Source organism: Chlorogloeopsis fritschii PCC 6912, from assembly GCF_000317285.1.
Taxonomy (GTDB): Bacteria; Cyanobacteriota; Cyanobacteriia; order Cyanobacteriales; family Nostocaceae; genus Chlorogloeopsis; species Chlorogloeopsis fritschii.
Map to the genome: position 1 here is coordinate 32,022 of NZ_AJLN01000033.1, position 19,567 is coordinate 51,588.

The 19,567-nt window shown below is 40.5% G+C and carries 12 protein-coding genes and 1 pseudogene; 6 read left to right on the forward strand and 7 right to left on the reverse strand.

The genetic code is table 11. From position 1 onward, the window contains the following. Nucleotides 1-396 precede the first annotated feature (396 nt). Nucleotides 397-2,982, forward strand: coding sequence for a GAF domain-containing protein (locus UYC_RS0101635; RefSeq protein ID WP_016872892.1), 2,586 nt, complete (start codon nt 397-399; stop codon nt 2,980-2,982). After that, nucleotides 2,961-3,881, forward strand: coding sequence for an alpha/beta fold hydrolase (locus UYC_RS0101640; protein ID WP_016872893.1), 921 nt, complete (start codon nt 2,961-2,963; stop codon nt 3,879-3,881). Before UYC_RS0101635 ends, UYC_RS0101640 begins: the two co-directional genes overlap by 22 nt. A 17-nt stretch (nt 3,882-3,898) precedes the next feature. Here the strand turns inward: UYC_RS0101640 and UYC_RS0101645 are convergent, their stop codons facing one another. The 3 genes and pseudogenes from UYC_RS0101645 to UYC_RS0101655 all read right to left on the reverse strand — a co-directional run. Next, complete coding sequence (locus tag UYC_RS0101645; RefSeq protein WP_016872894.1) at nt 3,899-5,566, reverse strand: SulP family inorganic anion transporter; 1,668 nt, start codon at nt 5,564-5,566, stop codon at nt 3,899-3,901. A 371-nt stretch (nt 5,567-5,937) separates the two neighbouring features. After that, nucleotides 5,938-6,927 (reverse strand): hypothetical protein, encoded by a 990-nt coding sequence (locus UYC_RS0101650; protein ID WP_016872895.1) that lies wholly within the window; start codon nt 6,925-6,927, stop codon nt 5,938-5,940. A 43-nt stretch (nt 6,928-6,970) separates the two neighbouring features. Continuing rightward, a pseudogene (locus tag UYC_RS0101655) lies at nt 6,971-7,267 on the reverse strand (calcium/proton exchanger); the annotation flags it as partial. Between the two features lie 851 nt (nt 7,268-8,118). Between UYC_RS0101655 and UYC_RS0101660 the strand changes: the two are divergent. Then, nucleotides 8,119-10,095: a P-type ATPase actuator domain-containing protein gene (locus UYC_RS0101660; RefSeq protein WP_016872897.1), complete on the forward strand. Its 1,977-nt coding sequence runs from the start codon at nt 8,119-8,121 to the stop codon at nt 10,093-10,095. Here UYC_RS0101660 and UYC_RS0101665 read toward each other — a convergent pair. From UYC_RS0101665 to UYC_RS0101680, 4 genes are all read right to left on the reverse strand, one after another. After that, entirely contained in the window at nt 10,074-10,274 is a 201-nt protein-coding gene (locus tag UYC_RS0101665) for a hypothetical protein (protein ID WP_016872898.1), read from the reverse strand. The genes UYC_RS0101660 and UYC_RS0101665 overlap by 22 nt on opposite strands. 448 nt (nt 10,275-10,722) lie before the next feature. Then, complete coding sequence (locus UYC_RS0101670) at nt 10,723-11,028, reverse strand: hypothetical protein (protein WP_016872899.1); 306 nt, start codon at nt 11,026-11,028, stop codon at nt 10,723-10,725. A gap of 647 nt (nt 11,029-11,675) precedes the next feature. After that, on the reverse strand, nt 11,676-11,939 hold the full coding sequence (locus UYC_RS0101675) for a hypothetical protein (RefSeq protein WP_016872900.1): 264 nt from the start codon (nt 11,937-11,939) through the stop codon (nt 11,676-11,678). Nucleotides 11,940-12,656: 717 nt separating this feature from the next. Then, the gene (locus UYC_RS0101680; RefSeq protein WP_016872901.1) at nt 12,657-13,973 is read right to left on the reverse strand and encodes a ParB/RepB/Spo0J family partition protein; all 1,317 of its coding nucleotides are present in this window, start codon (nt 13,971-13,973) and stop codon (nt 12,657-12,659) included. A 450-nt stretch (nt 13,974-14,423) separates the two neighbouring features. Between UYC_RS0101680 and UYC_RS0101685 the strand changes: the two genes are divergently transcribed. The 3 genes from UYC_RS0101685 to UYC_RS0101695 all read left to right on the forward strand — a co-directional run bounded on the left by UYC_RS0101685 (nt 14,424) and on the right by UYC_RS0101695 (nt 18,605). Further along, on the forward strand, nt 14,424-16,721 hold the full coding sequence (locus tag UYC_RS0101685; RefSeq protein ID WP_016872902.1) for a heavy metal translocating P-type ATPase: 2,298 nt from the start codon (nt 14,424-14,426) through the stop codon (nt 16,719-16,721). Between the two features lie 126 nt (nt 16,722-16,847). Beyond that, on the forward strand, nt 16,848-18,053 hold the full coding sequence (locus tag UYC_RS0101690) for a formylglycine-generating enzyme family protein (protein WP_016872903.1): 1,206 nt from the start codon (nt 16,848-16,850) through the stop codon (nt 18,051-18,053). 324 nt (nt 18,054-18,377) lie between these two features. After that, on the forward strand, nt 18,378-18,605 hold the full coding sequence (locus UYC_RS0101695; RefSeq protein ID WP_016872904.1) for a Nif11-like leader peptide family natural product precursor: 228 nt from the start codon (nt 18,378-18,380) through the stop codon (nt 18,603-18,605). Nucleotides 18,606-19,567: the final 962 nt, after the last annotated feature.

Below are 19,567 nucleotides of genomic sequence, written 5' to 3' on the forward strand. Positions count from 1 at the left end.
ATAAGTACAGACGCGATATATCGCGTCTCTACAAAATTGATGTGTATCGTAATTAACGTGAAATGTTATCACATAACGAGGGAATGAAAATATTTCTTGTTCTGTTCCCCCAACCCTGTTCCCTCAACCTTATTTTCAAACCCGCAGGGATAGGTTTATACCTTTTCTCTTGAAGATGGCTACAGTTGAGACGCGGTGATTAATGTGTAGCAGGATTTTGGAGAATTGGTATCAGATGCACATCACTGACAATCTTTTCTGGGGTGACGCTGGCTGTAGGAGCGATTACACTGTGGATAATACTAGTTCAGTGTTGCTAGTAATAATGTTTACATAATCATTTAATTGCATTATTAAACTCCTACAACCCGATCGATCCTATATCAAAAGTCAGTTATGTCAGTTCAACAACGTAGTAGCGGTGAAGGTGCCGATTTAATTATTGGTGTTCCCACCCATAGCGATCGCGATTTGCCGCAAAATACTACTCCTGTGGGTGCTCTTGTCAGAAGTCAAGGAACAATTTCTTCCTTTCTTGCCCCCTTAACTCAGGATACTTTTAAACTAGTCGTTAAAGACGTAGAACAAAAATTACAGATTGTCAATCAAACCCTGTCTATGTTGGATTCACATGGGTTTGAAAAAATTCTGCAAGAAATGTTACATTCTATAACTTTAAAAACCGGGGAATTACTGGGAGCAGACCGGACGACTATATTTTTATTAGATGAAGAAAAACAAGAACTGTGGTCAATAGTAGCCGAAGCAGAAGGCGATCGCTCTTTAGAAATTCGTGTTCCGGCTAATAAGGGCATTGCTGGTGAAGTAGCAACTGAAAAAAAAGTTATTAACATTCCCTTTGATTTTTACGACGATCCCCGCTCTTTTTTCGCCCAAGCACAAGAGAAAAGAACAGGCTACCGTACCTACACAATGCTGGCTTTACCACTGTTGAGCCAACATGGGCAATTAGTAGCGGTGGTGCAATTGCTAAATAAATTAAAATCTCATATCAATCCATGTGCATCTTTGTCAGAAAGAATTGATGTTGGTGGTTTTACCAGTAACGATGAACAGTTATTTCAGGAATTTGCTCCTTCGATTCGCCTGATTTTAGAGTCGTCACGCTCCTTTTACGTTGCTACTCAAAAACAAAGAGCGGCAGCGGCGCTGATGAAAGCGGTTAAATCTTTGAGTCAAAGCAGTCTTGATTTAGAAGATACCCTCAAACGGGTGATGGATGAAGCCAAAGAATTGATGAATGCTGATCGCAGCACTCTCTGGCTGATTGATAGCGATCGCCACGAATTATGGACAAAAATTACCCAAGCTGACGGCTCAACAAAGGAGTTACGTATCTCAATTGGTACAGGTTTTGCTGGTAAAGTAGCAGCATCCGGGCAAACTTTAAATATTCCCTTTGACTTATACGAGCATCCTGATTCTGATACTGCCAAAAAAATAGACCAGCAGACAAGCTATCGTACTTGTAGTTTACTGTGTATGCCAGTTTTTAATGCCGATCGCGAATTAATTGGTGTGACGCAACTGGTAAATAAAAAGAAGTCTGGTGATTTTTCTGCTTATAATCCTAGCGATTGGCCTAAAGCTCCCGAATGCTTCCAAGCTAGTTTCGATCGTAACGATGAAGAGTTTATGGAAGCTTTTAATATTCAAGCAGGAGTAGCATTACAAAACGCTAAATTGTTTGCCACAGTTAAGCAACAAGAACAAATGCAGCGAGATATTCTCCGCAGTCTTTCTAATGGTGTAATTTCTACTGATAAAGTTGGGCATATTATTGCTGCCAATGAAAGTGCCAAACGCTTGTTAGGTTTAGAAGCACAAGATCGCCTAGAAGGAAAATTAATTACTGAGATTATCCGTATTAAAGAAGGTGACTTTCAAAAGTGGTGTCAGGGTGCTTTGAGTGCAGCCGAGTCAAAATACCGCCAGCAGTACTATCCCGATCGCACGCTACTGGCAGGTGAAGACAAGCAGCACAGTGTAAATTTATCGATTAACACAATAGCTGATGCCAGCGATCGCAATCAAATCTGTGGCGCACTCGTAGTTATGGATGACATCAGCGACGAAAAGCGCCTCAAAAGTACGATGTATCGCTACATGACTCAGGAATTAGCAGAAGAATTGCTGAAATTAGATGATGCTAAATTGGGAGGCGATCGCAAAGAAGTTTCGATTTTATTCTCTGATATTCGTGGCTATACCACTTTGACAGAAAACCTAGATGCAGAAGAAGTGGTAAGTATGCTCAACGAATATTTCGAGTCGATGGTAGAAGCTGTATTCAAATATAAAGGTACTCTCGATAAATATATTGGAGATGCCATCATGGCTGTGTATGGTTCTCCTTTACCTTTACAAGAACACGCTTGGATGGCAGTGCAAACATCTCTAGAAATGCGTCACCGTTTGCAAGAATTTAATGCTCGCCGTCATGCACTTAATAAACCGTGCATTAATATTGGTATTGGTATTAATTCTGATGTTGTAATTAGTGGCAATATTGGTTCTAGCAAGCGGATGGAATTTACTGCCATTGGTGATGGAGTTAACCTGAGTTCGCGATTAGAAAGTGTTAGCAAGCAATACGGCTGTGACATTATTATTAGTGACAAAACATATTATCCTTGCAAAGATTTTGTTTGGGCAAGAGAACTAGATTATATTCGTGTCAAAGGTAGAAATGAACCAGTAGCAGTATATCAATTAATCGGTTTGCAATCTGATATTATAAGTAGTGAAAAATTAAAGTTGCTTGAGTATTATCATAAAGGACGTAATCATTACCTTCAGCGCCAATTTACCTTTGCTCAAGTCGAATTTAATAAAGTTTTGGAAATGGATAAAAATGATAAAGCCACACTCATGCATATGAAGCGTTGTCAACACTGGTTGCAAAAACCTCCATCTGATGCAGACTGGGATGATGGTGTATGGACGTATCAAGAAAAATAACAGAAGAACAAAGAACGCAGAATCCAGAATTCATCTTATTCGTACAGCATGGGTGGGCAGATGATAATCGAGCGATGATAGATTTGGGGCAACGTCTCGTCACGGATACGACTCCAGTCGTTGCCCCTAACCTGGGATACATCCAAACCTGGATTAGAATTACCCCTCTCATTAAGTTAGTGGAAAGTATTGCCATTGAGCAAATGGCTAAGTATCCGGATGTTCCGATCAGGATAATTGGTCATTCGATGGGTGGTTTAATTTGGTTAGAATTACTGAATCGTCATCCACAGTGGTGGGCTAAGGTACATTCGCTAGTTCTGGTTGCATCCCCGGTTGGCGGAGCAGACTTAGGGCGGATCGTCGATCCCTTGAATCTCGGCATCGGAGTTGCTCGCGATTTAGGAACAAACCGCAAAGCGATCGCCCAACACATTGCAGCTGTGATTCCAACGCTAGCGATTGCTGGAGATATTGACGATGGCAGTGACGGTACTATTCCGGTAGGATCTACCAAGTTTGCAAATGCGAAGTTTATTTGTTTAGGCGGTTTGTCTCATGCTGTCTTGCGAAATCATCCATTGGTTGCATCAACAATTCGCGACTTTTGGTTGGATTTTACAATTGGTGAATCCATTATATTTGATGACATTGTTCAACGCTTACACGCAGTGCCAGGAATGACTGATGGGCATTGGCGTGACTTTCATAGAGCTAAGGTGGTGATGAAGTTGAACAATGGCGGCACGATTCGGACTTGGCGCAACCTTGTTGGCGTCGATCATGTCTTTGTGGCATCTCCACAGGGGAAATGTTTGTATGCTGGCTTTGTGGGTTGGATGCACGCTCAAGAATTACGCCAAGCCTTAGAAGATATCAGGCAGGCATATGCAGTATGACAATCAAACCCCTAAATTTAACCAGTCTGCAAACCGATTTCAACCTTATCCATCACAACTGCTCTTTTCAAGGCATAGGTTCTATCCATAAACAGGTTGTCATAGGGTACTAAGTTAAGTATGCCAAGACGCTCCAACAGTTGCTTAACTCTGCCAACCGCACCAACAATAAACACCTGACAACCTTTTTGCTGAAAATCTTTGATCGCATTTTCGATCGCCAGCGCCGCTGTTTCATCCAGATAGGGAACATCGCTGAGATCCATCACCAAAGTATCACAATTCTTGATCGCTAAATGTTCGCGAGCGATGGTTTTTGCCACCCCGAAGCTCATCGGCCCGCCCATGTAGAATAATGAGACTCGCCCATCGGCTAAATTGAGCAACTCCTTCTCTTCCAAATTCAAGGGAATAGTATCATCTGCATCACAAATCGCTTTGATCTGTTGAGCATGTACATTACTCAATTGCTCGATTGTCAGGAGGTTAGCAAGAAACATTCCCACTCCAGCAGCAACCATCAGATCCATAAAGACTGTCATCAGCAGCACCCCGTACATAATCAAAGTTGATTTCCAGGGAACCTTATGCGATCGCTTCAAGAAGTTCCAATCAAGCATTTCAATTCCTACCGAAAAAGCAATTCCGGCTAATACTGCCATCGGAATGTATTCTGCTAAGTCAGCAGCCCACAACACCACGATTAACATCAGTGCTGCCCGAATTAAACCAGCAAGAGCAGTCCTAGCTCCCACCTGAATATTAATCACTGTTCCCATCGTGGCACCAGAACCAGGAAGTCCACCGCACAAACCAGCAACTAAATTTCCAATTCCTTGACCAATCAATTCTTGATCCTCATAAGTCTCCGTGCGCGTCATACTATCAGCAATGACTGATGTCAGCAGGGCATCAATCGAACCCAGCATACCTAGCATGGCTCCATCAATTAACATCCGCATCGTTTGAGCGGGTGTGAAGGTAGGCATATATAGAGTAGGTAATCCTGATGGAATTTCACCTATCCGTCTCAACTCAACATTATGGAGCAAGGTAAAGGAAATGATTGTACCGATCACCAATGCTGCCAATTGTGGTGGAAAATAGCGCCTGAATCTAGAGGGCATAAAAAAAATAATTGCCATCGTGATAATTGCTAGGTTGGTTTCCACAGGATTCAGGTTTGCCAGAAGTTGCGGTAGCTTTGTTAGCGTTGCCATCAAACCCCCTTCTGGGGTTGCATGTCCTAGAAATGGTGGTATCTGAAGAATAATCAGAATCACACCTATTCCAGACATGAATCCTGAAATGACGCTATAGGGCATGAGGATAATGTATTTACCCAACTGGAAGATGCCAAAGAGGATTTGAAACACTCCAGACAGCATGACTACCGTAAACGCCATCGCCATACCATGCTCTGGATTTCTAGCAATCATCGCGGTAATGATCGCTGTCATAAATACGGTTGTTGGCCCGGTTGGTTCAGAAATTTGAGTCGGTGTGCCACCAAACAGAGATGCAAAAAAGCCGACACAGATCGATCCATAAAGACCTGCTACAGGTCCTAAACCAGAAGCAGCACCAAACGCCAGGGCAATAGGTAATGAAACAATAGCATTGGTGACACCGCCAAAAATGTCACCGTGTAAGTTGCGGAAATGAATTCTATTAGTCAAGGGCATGGAATTTTAACTACCTTGAAAGTGAAAGAGTAAATATTCAGGTGGAAGTGGTAGAAACCCTCGTTACCAGGCTGAACCTGGTAACGAGAAATAGAGCAAGAGTGCTCGCTCAAGATATCAGTATGGCTGTAGAACAGAAGGAACTAGAGCAAGAGTGCTCGCTCAAGATATCAATATGGCTGTAGAACAGAAGTGTTTCCTTATCGCAACTTGGCGCAGAGGTCGCTAAAGTTAACGAAGATTTGAGGATAAAGTGAATTGATGAACGAAGCGTCAAAAGCCTCAACTTGCTAGCGAGGATGTAGAAACCTTACCCTGCTGACTTTATCCGCAGAGGTGGAGTAGTTTGTATATGCGATCGACAAATATATTTAAGATTGTTGCTTTTCTCCACCTCCAACTTCAACACGAGTTGCAGTTTTTATGTTGGGATTCCAGTCAGTTCGTCTACCTACAAACATGCCAATTTTTCTACCAACTTCTTTGCCTTTTGGCCCCAGCACTGTAACCCCGATCGCTCCACCGATAACAGCTGTACCAGTTTCACCTAAGAAATTGCAGGCAGTATTGCCTAGCCAACTTCCTTTCTGCTGATGAGAAGATGATGGTTTTACGTTATAAACAGTTTCAGAATTTTTTTGAGCGATCTGATTGACTTGCCGCACTGCATCCTCACCAAACTGTGCGCCAATGGTAAAACCAACAACACTGCCTACTTGAGTCCCAACAATCGCGCCTGCTGGCCCGATCGCCATCCCAGCAACAACTGCTCCAACTGTTCCCCCTACTGTTTCTCCGACAGTAGCTCCTATTAAACTACCTCCGAATTCTTGAATCGTAGCTTTGGATGCGGGAGAGGGAATATTTTCTATGGCTTCAGATACTGTCTGAGCAATAGATTGCCCTGCTTGGGAGGTAGCATTTCCAATTGCTTCGCCAATACCAACAGTTGTTCCTGATACCATTTTTCCAGTGAGGAAAGCAACGCTGCCGATCGCTTCACCCATATTGTTGGCTGTTGCAGACAAATGCGCTAAACCAGGAGGTGTGACGCTATCAAGCACTTCTCCAACATTAGCAGCAGTTTCCAGCACTGTTTTTCCTGCTTGGTATGCCATGCCATTAATTGCTTCTGCCATACTAGCCGTGGTTTCAGTCACAGCTTTTCCTGCTTGTGATGCTGCATCGCTGATTGCTTGTCCGATTCCATTTGCAACTGTGGCAAAAAATCCCAAACAAGAAGCTTTTTGAGTCGAAGTTCTAGCTAACTGAATGCTGGTAGATTGGGAATAAACTTGGATTACCTCTGCTTTGACTGCAATGTCTGAGGATTGAGCTTTGATTATTCCTTCACTTGACATGGAGATGACCTCAATAAAAATTGGAATGGGAAATTGAGCACTGTTAAGGGTGAAAGTAGAATGCTGTGCCAACAACAGCATAGGTAATCAGAAGTAAAGCTCCTTCTAACCAATTAGATTTACCATCAGTGCTAATAGAGTTGGTAACTAAGACTGCGATCGCCACTGCCAGTACTTCAAAGGGATTGAAGTCCAGATTCATCGATTGCCCAATTAATTGACTCACCAAAACTAAAATAGGAGCAATAAACATGGCAATTTGCAAACTCGATCCCATTGCCACTGCCACCGCTAAATCCATTTTGTTCTTCATCGCAAAGGTGGCAGTGGTGATATATTCCACAATTACTTAAAACACCTGCATCAAGCACCTACGACAAACGATTAATTACGTTTGTCTGAGCAGAGTCTGTTTCACTATTTTTAATTGACTGAGATGATAGCTTGCCTACATGATAGGTTATCACATTTAAAAAGTTCTAATTACAAAATTAATTATCTTTAACATACATAAATACTAAACATCAAACAAAAAACTATATTGATTTTCATCAAGCCATACAAAATAGCTATATAGCAATCCTATTTAATTTGTTAAAATCAGCAATTTTTGTAGGGTAGGCACTGCCTAACTTTCCTCAAACCCTTATTTTTACGTTGTGAACAGTGCCCACCTTACGCTTATTGAAAATGGTGCAAGTTCTCAGTTTATTTAAAATACTTGTGGCAATTATACCTTTTGGATAGTAAATACTACTTACTTAGAAAGATTAGGTATAATGATTTTTTATATATTCTATCAATATAGATAGAGAGCTATTTCAATGAGGGGCAAGTTTTATGGATAATCTCTTATTAGTTTCTATTCTAGGTTTTGTGATTTTATTTGGAATGACATTATTGATTGTTGAGGAATTTAATATCGAAAGAAGGGCGATTTTGGCTGAATATCGCAGGAAGAGGAGATAATTAGAGGATATAGCAAGCATAGATTAATTATGAAAACAAGAACCCAGACTTTTCTAAAAAGTCTGGGTTCTAGGCGATATGATTGTTCACAAATCAAATAGCATTACACCGAGCAATTCTCACATAGTTTTACAACAAAAGCTTTTTACTTATTTCGGTTGTAGCTTATGATGTTGATTAATGCGAGATTTAAAACCCTTTCACTAAGCTTCTCTCGATGTAATGAGCTATCAGGTCGTTCACTCTACTTTTGGACGTTATCGTATTCGTATACCTCAACTTGCTCATGATTCAGACTTTGCTAGCAAACTTAAGGCACTAGTTGAATCGCTGGTATTTGTGACTGAGGTTCGTATTAATGCACAAGCAAGTTCACTGATTGTTAGCTATCAAGATAATTTTTGCAGCACAACGGCGCTAGAAAAGTTTGTTAGCTGTATCCAGGCTGCGGCAGACTGTGTTGAAATTTCCTTAACAGAATTTCTGCTGGAAGGAGAAGATCTGAAACCGGAAGTTAATCAATGGAAGGATTTAGGATTTCCTGCCCTCAGCCTGACTTTAGCTTTGCTAGCAGCTCCATTGGAGTTACCACCATTGATTGTAATTTTAGCCATTGCTGGAGCTGCAACACCTTGGTTTAACCGTGCTGCTGATAGTCTGCTCAATCAACATCAGCCCAATATCGATCTACTGGATTCAGCATGGATGACTATGCAGACTGTCCAAGGTCAGTTTATCGCACCTGCACTCAAAACGGTTTTGGTAGAAGTGAGGAGAACTCTCAGGGGAAATACAACCCAAACTAGAGAAGAACAGTCTTTCAATTTGTTAAATGAGTTAGATCGATATGTTTGGGTAGAGTTGGAGGGAGAGGAACAACAGATCCATATAAGCAACTTACAACAAGGCGATCGCATGATTGTCAAATCGGGCGAAATGATTTTGGTAGATGGGATCGTTGTTGATGGTTATGGTTTAATCGATACCCAGAATTTGACAGGTAACTCTACACCTATTGTTTGTTCAGAAGGACAAGATGTCTTTGCCTCTTCAATATTACTTGAAGGTCGCTTATGTGTCTTGGTAAATAGAATTGGACTGAATACCCGTGCTGGTTTAGCTGCTCTTTTGGCTGAATTAGCACCTGTTCACGATACAAAAATTGGTGCTTTTCAAGCAGAATTTGTAACAAATGCAATTTTACCAACTCTGGCTTTAGGTGGCACGATCTATTTAATGACAGGTAACATTGGTGCTGCGATCTCACCCTACCAATTTGATTTTGGTAGTGGTATTCCAATTTCGATTTCGACAACAGTTCTGCAAGCGCTGATCTATGCCGTGCGACATGGAATATACATTCGCAGTGGTGGTATTTTGGAAGCCTTAGCCCACATCGATGCAATTGTCTTTGATATCGATGTCTTGGCTTTAGATTCCCCTGAGACGATGGAAGCTATTGCCATTCTCCAGAGTCAAAACATAGATATTTACTTAGTTTCTGGTGTTCCTGAATCGATCGCCCTTGATGTTGCCACTCAGTTAGGAGTTCATCCCCATTACGTCTGTGCAGAAGTTCCTTTCACCCAAAAAATAAATCTGATTCGTGGGTTGCAGCACCAAGGTAAGACAGTGGCTTTTGTGGGAGATGGGGAAGATGAGGCAGTACGGCTTGCTTGTGCTCATGTCTCCATTTCCTTTGCCAAGACGAGCCAGATTCCCGATCCGACAACTGATGTTGTCATTTTAGAAGATGACTTGCGCGGAGTCACCCATGCCATTGCGATCGCCAAGCGAGCAATGGAAATAATCTACGAAAACACTGCAACCATAGTGATTCCTAACCTATTTATGCAAATAGGCGGTGGCATGTTTTTGGGTGTAAATCCTGTATATAACGTGATTGTCAATAACGGTACAGCCTTTGTAGCTGAATTCTTAAACGGTTCACGCCCACTTTTTGAGACAAACTTCTTACCTCCTCTAAAAAGCAGTTCTCAAAGAATCAGCCAGGGAAAATCAAATGGCAAAGCACTGAAACAAGGTGAATTGGCAAAGCGGTTAGGAGTATCATCTCAGTCTCTTACCAGCAAAAGATTGAAGCCTGAGTTTCCTATATGGACTCAGGCTAGAGATCCAGAAGGGATTGCATGGAATTTCGATCCAGTAGCAAAGCGCTATCGACATTCACCCGCTTGAAGTTTTATAGCATGATCTTGAGGACATCCATTTGCACACAGAGCATCTGCTGTTTGTTGAGTCATGAACCAATGGGCTGATAAGTCAGTTAGAATGACTAGCCCAAGAAAAGCAAATGGGCTAACAGCAAAGGTAATCGCTAGCTTGCGCAAGTCAAAGAACTCTGGATATTTAAGCATGGTAACAAATCTCCGATAGTTCGATAGAGAGAAGGCTCTTTTCTCCTGATTTATCATCAGGAGAAGTAGAGCATGAGGGCAGCTGTAATTTTGGATTTCTTGTAGGTACGCCCCTATTGTTGTACATCACTAGGGTTGCGCACTCTATGAGAAGCCGCACCAAGCATCTAAGTCAGTCCACAAGCCGTAGTGGCGCGTCTACTCTAATTTGGTGCATGATATTTTGTAGGTTGAGTCTCGTAAACATGGCCCAACTTTTGAAAATGCAGAGATTAAGCAAGTATTAAGTGGTGACAATCAAGCTTATTGATGAAGTTGTCAAGTTAAATAGATTAATGTGCAACTTAAACGCACATTAGCTTAGTAGATTGGTCAATATAAGACTGACAACCGAGGGGCTATCAGTCTCTGGCAAGCATCAGCTGTTCACCTTCATGCTTTGCAGAGGTTAGCCGATAGTTACCTCACGAGGAGATTCGCTTGTTCCGTTTTTGGAAGTTGAACGCTCTGCTTTTGCTTCAGCAACTAAATCCTTGAAGGATTCACTTGCTTCGGCGAAAGTAGATTGAGCTTTATCAATGGCATCAAAAGTCCAAATTAATCCAGTCTTAGCTGCACTCCTTGCAGATTCTGAAACATTGTGACCAGTTGCAGAGTCAAGAGCGCTGACAACAGGTACTAACACCAATGCTCCAACTCCAATTACGGCAGCAGTCATCGGTTCAAGACCTAGTAAAAGAGCCTCGAATTCCATATTTAATTGACCTCCAAAATGATAGAGAAATCTGCTTGCTTCAGGTGCAGCTATTTAGATAACTCGAATCCTAAGTTGTAAAGGTGTATAACCTCAAAATACTGAATGAAAAAAGTAGAAACGAATCTTCAACAGCTACACGAGCAATAGCAAGAAGACTGGGTAGTGAGAGTAAAAACCGTCAGAAAACAAGTAGCGAAACTTTCTAAATGTTTCCACCTTGTTGAATTCATATTACATATTATCAGGAAAATAAAGTACTAGAAACAACATTAAGTTTTTGTTACAAAAGTAGACGCAGTGAAACATATTTTTTTACTTTTAGCAAATTATTGTATCTTTTATAGCTTTGGTATTTCAGTTGCCATCAAATCTTACTCATAATCAATCACATCAGTAGAGTCAAGCAGGCAGTAGGGTAATATCTATTTTCCCTACTAATTAAAATAGGAGCAGCTTAAATTCTTTACACTGACTGCTGTTGTGTATATACGAATATCTGCAAAAATTTTTTTGAAGTTAAGAAGTGGTTGATTGCTGCTAGTTTCGCAGGATGGTCATGACACCACAGGTCTATGAATAAATACTATAGACTACATAAGAATTTTGAATTAACCACTAACTACCAATCATTTCATTACTGTTGATCAATAACATAAAGGCAGCAAATCAATGACATTATTGAAACTTGTAAAATAGTCTCGCAGTGCCTTAGCAGAATCACCTGTAAACTCTATCCATTCGTAGTGGTAGGCATTGGATGAAATACTGTCTTCTTGGAATAGATAAGTACTTGGAATGGCGATCAGTAAATAAACACTTTCTTCTTCAGAGCGGACTCGACCTTGTAATCGAATAGCAGCAATATATTTTGTGTTAACCACAATATCGTCAATTTTTATGAATGCCATGATTTTGGTAGCCCGAAATAAGTTGATTTAACAAAAATCAAACAACGAAAGTTAGAGTTTCTTAAATTCAATACCATTAATATTGATGTATCTTTACAAAGATTGTAATCTATACAACTGGCTATCTTGAAAGAGTAATAATTTAGTTATTTCTAACTCACTGCTAACAGATACTAATGAGACTTGATGAGAATTACGATCAAAACGAGTCTAAAATGTGTGTAGCGGTCTCATTGGCATTCTGAAAACTTTGTGAAAAGAGTCAGCAGAAGCACAAGAAATTGCATCGGTTACAAAGTTAAAAGCCAATCCCGACTTTGTCAGGATGTAAATTTGACATTTGCATCTGCTCTCAGCTACTTTCACAAAAGATTCAGAGCTTGCTGAAGATTGCTATTATTACCATCCTCAACAAGAGCAGCGTTTGACAATATCGGGGATGTAAAGGTGTAAATCTATTTTTGTTTGTTGTTGGTTAGTGCTAACTAACCCAAACTCAGCAAACAACTAGCTACGGCTGTAGACTGCACCTTTACACTCCATTTTTTAAAGGGAACGGGGAAATTCACATCTTGCACTCCTACCGACAGCCACCAGGCAACAGCCCACAAACCCTCGTTACCGGGTTCAACCTGGTAACGAGAACTAGAGCCTCTGGCTCTTCAAGAGAAGAGTGTAAGATATAAGGAAAGAAATCTCTTTGAACGCAACTTGCGATTAGGCTCTCATTGCTTGTTTTCCTGTCCATCGCTGCCAACGAAGGATTGCCTCATTGACTCGCTTTGGATCTTCGTCTCCAGCAAAACAAATCCGTCTTAAACGTTCACAAGCAATTAGTGCTTCACCATGTCCGATAGAAGGGATAATTACAAAACTACCGGGTTTGGTAAAAAAGCTCACCAAGTAAGAAACGATGCCTTCAACACCCTCAATATCAAAATTATGAGTTGGTTTAAGCAAAGTTTCTTGGGAAAAAATAGCAGTGTATATATTTCCTATAACTAATTCATATCTAAAGGGCATTTGAGTGCTTCTGCAAAGATTGTAGATAGATCCCTCACGACACATCACAGCGACAACACGAGCTTCGTTCACTAAGTAGTCATGGTTCCAAGAACAACTGGGAGGAGCGATCGCCAATGCAGCATTAGATGGTAATAGTTGAATAAAATCTTCATCGGTGGTATCGCCACAATAAATCATGTGTCGGTCTAGAATCCAGACTTCGTCAGTCTGTATCTGAATTTCATCGGTCTTAATATTTTTTGATACACGTTGAGTTGGCTTGCTAGACTCTTTAGCTTCTTTTTGGGCTATGGCGTTTTGAAAAGCAACTAACTGAAGTTGCTTATGTTTCTCTCTTGCTTGTGCTGCTAGCTTTTTTTGCTTTTCTAGTTCGTCTCTTTTTTGTTTTGCTCTAGCTTCTTGTGCCGCTATTTCTGCTTGTTCTGCCTCTTGTAGTTCTTTACCTCCCGCCCTGGCTATTTTCAGTAACGCTGAGGTACTCTTAGCAATTGGCGTGCCTTTAATCATCTCCTTAACTTCAGGAACAATGTTTTTAGCAATTTGTTTACCATACTGTAAAGTGCGCTCTGTATAGCCTATTTCTTGTGCCAACTCCAATGTAGTTTTCGGCGGTGGTGAAATACTTTCACCACCTCTTTGGGTAAATTGGTTGTCCCCTACCTTTGCCCTCAGCCCCATCCGTTCTAGAATTCGATCGCGTTCCAACCATAATTCCGAGCGTTCTAGAGCATCTAATTCGCTGCGAATCAAGTTTTCATCGATTTCTGCTAGGCGGGCATGGTCTTTGTCTTCGCAGGTAATAATACAACACTCTATCTCGTTCAAACCAATGAGCTTACAGGCAGTCAGACGGTGCAAGCCTGCAACTAGATTGAGGTTTTGGTCTAAAGTAATAGGGTTCAAAAGTCCATTAGCTTTGATAGACTCCATTAACTCAGCGACTTTTTGGTCATTGAGAGGACGCCTATTAGGGAGAATGTTGACACGGTTAATGTCAATGAAGGGCATAACATTCTTTCTCTCTTAATCCAAAATTTTTAACTGATAAATTTTATGAATGTTTAAAAATTTTTACCATTTTTTTTGAAAGCTTTAGCGCATGTTCAGCCGGGAATAAATGTCAATTCAATGCCATTCACCTCCAACTAGCAAATACAGATTCGATAAATTATAGTTAATTATTAGTATAAGTTATTCTATAGGATTTTGCTGTAAAACATTGCTATTGAGGAGTTTGTTGGTACAGTTAAGTGCGATATTAACAATCAATTGGTAAAAATAGACACGCTCGAATTACTTAATTTAAGCGAAACTTATATATTTAATCTGTAATTTTATACTCTAGTAGGAAGCAATTGTTCCTAAGATAGATGCAACAAAAGGCTCCTTCTGTCAAGATGTTTGTCAATTTCTTAAAATTCTTTTTTAAACCTGATTGATATTAAAGGTAGAACAATAATGAGATCGGTTGCAGAAATAGAAACTCTGAGCTTAAAGAAGCATATTGGGGAAATAGATTATCAAATCATCCATTCTACTAGCGGTCGCCTCCGGATTAAAATTCCTCGATTATCTAAAGATCTAAAGTATGCCAACCAACTAAATTGGTTAATTGAGTCTTTTGACTTCATCATTAGTGTTCGCATCAATCCAGCAGCAGAATCATTAATCATCCACTATCAAGAAAAGCTTGTTTCCAGCACCATAGTCGAAGAAAGCCTACTGATGATGATTCAGCAGGCAGCGATCGCCGAAACTTCGTCACAAATTACCTGGGCTGAAACAGAATTTAAACCAGCAATCGACTGGGTAATCGAGAGAGTTGGAATGCCTGTCTTTAGTTTGGGATTGGCACTTTTAGCCCAACAATTCCTACCTATTCCCCCTTTGTTGCTAGCAGGAGTGGTAGCTGTTGCCGCAATTCCGTTTATCCAGCGCACACTCGATCTGATGTTGACAGAGCGTCGTTTGGATGCGGATATTCTGGATATCCTTTGGATGAGTCTTTATACAATCAAAGGTGATTTTGTCGGCCCGGCATTAATGGTTAGCCTGATAGAGTCAGGAGATGTGCTTAGAGATGCTACCGCCCGTGCCAATGAGCAACAAATGTTAGATTTACTGCAAGGAGTAGATAAGTACGTCAGGATAGAACGGGATGGAAAAGAGGAGCGCATTCAATTAAGCGAGGTGAAAAAAGGCGATCGCATAGTTGTTTATGCAGGTGAAACAATTCCCGTCAGCGGACGGGTATTAAGGGGTACTGCCCTGATCGACGAACACAAGTTAACAGGTGAATCGAAGCTAGTTTCTCGCTCAGAGGGACAAGTCGTCCATGCTTCTACCCTAGTATTGCAAGGTAAGATTTGCGTCCTCACAAAACGAACTGGCAAGAATACTCGTCTAGGTTTGGCAGTTCAGCTGATGCAATCTGCGCCAGTACACGATACTCGTGTAGAAGATTACGCCTCTAAAATCGCTAATGCCCTAATTGCACCAACCCTGTTATTAAGTGGAGCCATTTTTGCCCTGACGCAAGATGTATCGAGGGCACTTGCTCCCCTCCATCTTGACTTTGGGCACGCCATTCGGATTGCAGTTCCAACAACTGCTCTTGCAGCCGTCACCTATGCTGCTCGTCAGGGAATTTACATCCGCAGCGGTCGAGCTTTGGAAATGCTAGCACGGATAGATACCGTCGTCTTTGACAAAACTGGAACATTAACTCAAGGAAATGCAGCAGTCGTGGCGATTGAAACAGCACACGAGCAAATATCGCCCCAACAAATCCTAGCACTTGCCGCTTCTGCCGAACAAGGTAATTCTCACCCCGTAGCTAGTGCTATTATTCGCTGTGCGGAAGAAAATGGAGTTGAAATTAAACTTTCTACAACCAAGGATTATCGGATTGGCTTAGGAATTGTTGCCCTGATTGAGGATGAAAAGATTTTAGTAGGTAGCGAATTGCTCCTTGAACAAGAGGGTATTAATTTAGATGCCATCCACAAAAAATATCCAAATTTGAAAACAAGCAGTTACTCTCTTGTTTATGTTGCTAAGAATAATCAACTGCTAGGAGTAATTTTGTTTACCGATCCTCTGCGTCCAGAAAGTACAAAAGTTGTTGAATCTTTACAATGTCAGGGTATGACAACTTACATCTTAACAGGAGACAATCAACGTGTAGCAAATCACGTCGGTGCTCAATTAGGCATCAACCAGGAACGCACATATGCCCAAGTTTTCCCTGACAAAAAAGTTGAAGTGATATGTAACTTAAAAGACAGAGGGCAGATAGTAGCATTTGTTGGTGAAGGTATTAACGATGCTGCCGCTCTTGCTCATGCCGATGTCTCCATATCTTTTCTTGAAGGTAGCGATATTGCCAGAGAAACCGCTGATGTCGTACTTTTGGATAATGACCTGCGCAGCATTACCCATGCCATTGCCATTTCTAAAAGGGCGATGGAAATTATTTATCAGAATACGGCGATCGCTGCCATTCCCAATATTAGCGTTGTCCTCGCAGGAGTTTTATTCGCTCTAGATCCAGTGTTAGGAGTTATTATCAGCAATGGTTCAGCCTTACTGGCAGAACTAAACAGTTTCCGACCTTTATTTGAACCTGATACAGATCCCAACTCCTATGTAGTAGACGAATCCTTAATCTCTACGTTTGCTAATTCTCAGGAAGTCAGTAATTCCAGCAACACCCAAAAAAAGACAACTACTATTTCTGATTTATTGCCTACTTAAAACATAAAATCTGTAACAGAGGTTATAATCATGCCTCGCTGCCCCGTCTGCCAAAGTAAGTACATTCATAACAAGGACGATTATTGTCCTTGCTGTAATTGGAATCTACCACCTTACCCATTTCCTATGGGGTGGATCCCCGAAATTGTTCAAAAAGAAAATACCAGATTGGCTTGGGCGAAAAAAATATGGACAGCCTTACAATTAGCTCAAGAGCGATTAAAACAAGCACAGATACAGCTTGAGCAAGCAAATCAACGTGCATCACAAATTACTTTGCAGTTTGAACAAAGTTATCAAGAACGCTCTGATCTGACCGAAATCTTGCAAAAACAAGAAGCCAAACTCACACTCTTGCAGGAGCAGTTACAGCAATCTACTCAAGAGATGGCACAACTGCGAACTGAACTAGAAGGCATTAAACAAGAGCGCAAGCAAAAGCATACAATAGTACCCGACTTCCAATTACAGAAAGTTTCTTCATCAGTCAAAATACAAGAGTTTAGCTTTGAAGTTGTAACCTTAAACAACAGGGGACAACCAATTAACTGCTCCATCAACAAAGCACAATATTTTCAAGAACATCTGGGAGATAGTGTCTTTCTGAATATGGTTTACATTCCAGGAGGAACATTTTTGATGGGATCTCCTGAAGATGAATTAGGTAGAGAGAGCAATGAAGCACCCCAACATCCAGTCGCCCTCCAACCTTTCTACTTTAGTAGATTTCCCATTACTCAAGCCCAGTGGAGGATAATTGCCCAACTTCCCCAAATCAACAGATATCTCAACCCAGATCCCTCCAATTTCAAACACCCAGATACTCCCGTCGAGAAAGTCTGCTGGTATGATGCCATTGAGTTTTGTGCAAGACTTACCCAACTCACAGGGCATAGTTATCGCTTACCAAGTGAAGCAGAGTGGGAATTCGCCTGTCGGGCTGGAACTACAACTCCTTTCCACTTTGGTGAAACCATAACCTCTAACCTTGCTAATTATGACGGTAGCTATATTTACGGTTCTGGAACAGAAGGGCCATATCGCCAACAGACTACCCCTGTTGGGTGCTTCCAAATAGCCAATGCTTTTGGGCTATCCGACTTACACGGCAATGTCTGGGAATGGTGTGCCGATTCTTGGCATGAAAACTATCAAAATGCACCTTCTGATGGCAGTATTTGGCAGTTGGATAAGTCTAACAACTGTCGTGTATTGCGAGGTGGAGCGTGGTATTGCCTCCCCACTCTCTGCCGTTCAGCCCAGCGCCATTGGGATCAAGCAGATCATGCAGGTAGTGGCACTGGTTTTCGAGTAGTCTGTTTTGCAATCTAAATCATCATAATTGGATAGTTATTTATCCTTAATCTATGATATAAAAAAATTGAGAGTAAAACTGTAGAAATCAAGTCTTCCAAAATCAGTTCCAAAAGCAGCTAAGTAATTGCTTTTCTTTGTAAATTTTTAAGTTTTGTCCGGCGATTACCCATTTAGCTTGCATTTTAGTATCAGCAATATTCAAGTAGCATAAATGTATATTTATGCCACTTAATGTTGACTTGCTAAAATTCATCATCTATTCCCCTAAACCGAAGCTGAGACAAGATGATGAATTTATATTTTCTGTTTTTCAATAGAGAAAAGTGAGGAAGGATAAACGTGTCGTCACAACAAATAAACCAATTCCATGAGCTAAAGCAATTCCATCAACTAGTTCTTCAAGATGCTTCCTTAAAAGAGCGTTTAGGAGTAGCGACAGACCAAGCCAGTCTCGTCAGAATAGCAGTACAGTTAGGAACAGAATTGGGTTATAGTTTTACCCACCAAGAAGTCGAGGCTTATATAGACCAAAATATATTAACTTTGATGAGACAATTTTTATTCTAATATCATCGAACGCTTAGATCCCCGACTTCTTAGAGAAGTCGGGGATTTTGTTGTTCACAAATGATTTAAGACTGCTATATAGAAATTCTTGATAGTTTTCATTGAAACTCTTGCAAAAGTCATTCTTCCGTACCTAATACTCCACACTTGAAGCATAAGAAAAAATAATATTTATACAAGAGGCCTGTTAAACTGTAGGGACACAAAAACTTGCACTCCTACGATTATCTGGAAGTAAAACTATTAAAATCTATGATATTTTCATAAATTAGTGAATTTATCTTTAAATAATCTATTTTTGTCAGGATTTTTTTGCTTATTCCAGCAAATAGTTTTTTATGCTGTTTATCACTACCATAAGCAATAATTTTTTAGCTTCAGAGAGAATTATATGAATTGATAGTATAGTATCAATGAAATTAAATTTTCTTTTAAAATTAATTAGTTACGTAAAACAAAATTCATAAAACTTTCTATTTTTTCTTTGCTTTTTTATGTAAACTCTTCTTTAATAGAGATATAGAGATAGCCTCAAAGTATAAACACATATCACACTTCTACTCATAAATCATTCTTGTGGAATGGTTATCTCACTAGTGCTCCCTTTTGATGCGACTGTTTAGCTCATCTCAAAAAGTAAGGTTGCCAAAACTTTTATATTGCTTATATTGCTTAGGTTTTGGTAATTCGATGATTGTCTAACTATTAAGAGTCATCCAATTCGTTTTATCGTCACAGAAAAACGTCAATCAAATTCACAAAATGACTTAAATTTTCAATGATTAATAGCTCAGTTCAAAGCATGGCAAAAAATTCCTGCCAAACTTTGATGTATTCATGATGATTCAGGAGGCTAATTAAAAGCTTCCTGAATACACAGGTACAAGCTGTAAGACTTGCAAAAATGTACAGCAAGTTATTGTCTTAAAATTTGTACCTCAGATAACAACTCAATTTAGGAG

What these genes read in the sequence shown, in the direction of transcription:
- UYC_RS0101635 (WP_016872892.1), top strand. Translation starts at nt 397, where the DNA reads ATGTCAGTTCAACAACGTAGTAGCGGTGAAGGTGCCGATTTAATTATT.
- UYC_RS0101640 (WP_016872893.1), top strand. Translation starts at nt 2,961, where the DNA reads ATGGACGTATCAAGAAAAATAACAGAAGAACAAAGAACGCAGAATCCA.
- UYC_RS0101645 (WP_016872894.1), bottom strand. Translation starts at nt 5,566, where the DNA reads ATGCCCTTGACTAATAGAATTCATTTCCGCAACTTACACGGTGACATT.
- UYC_RS0101650 (WP_016872895.1), bottom strand. Translation starts at nt 6,927, where the DNA reads ATGTCAAGTGAAGGAATAATCAAAGCTCAATCCTCAGACATTGCAGTC.
- UYC_RS0101660 (WP_016872897.1), top strand. Translation starts at nt 8,119, where the DNA reads ATGAGCTATCAGGTCGTTCACTCTACTTTTGGACGTTATCGTATTCGT.
- UYC_RS0101665 (WP_016872898.1), bottom strand. Translation starts at nt 10,274, where the DNA reads ATGCTTAAATATCCAGAGTTCTTTGACTTGCGCAAGCTAGCGATTACC.
- UYC_RS0101670 (WP_016872899.1), bottom strand. Translation starts at nt 11,028, where the DNA reads ATGGAATTCGAGGCTCTTTTACTAGGTCTTGAACCGATGACTGCTGCC.
- UYC_RS0101675 (WP_016872900.1), bottom strand. Translation starts at nt 11,939, where the DNA reads ATGGCATTCATAAAAATTGACGATATTGTGGTTAACACAAAATATATT.
- UYC_RS0101680 (WP_016872901.1), bottom strand. Translation starts at nt 13,973, where the DNA reads ATGCCCTTCATTGACATTAACCGTGTCAACATTCTCCCTAATAGGCGT.
- UYC_RS0101685 (WP_016872902.1), top strand. Translation starts at nt 14,424, where the DNA reads ATGAGATCGGTTGCAGAAATAGAAACTCTGAGCTTAAAGAAGCATATT.
- UYC_RS0101690 (WP_016872903.1), top strand. Translation starts at nt 16,848, where the DNA reads ATGGGGTGGATCCCCGAAATTGTTCAAAAAGAAAATACCAGATTGGCT.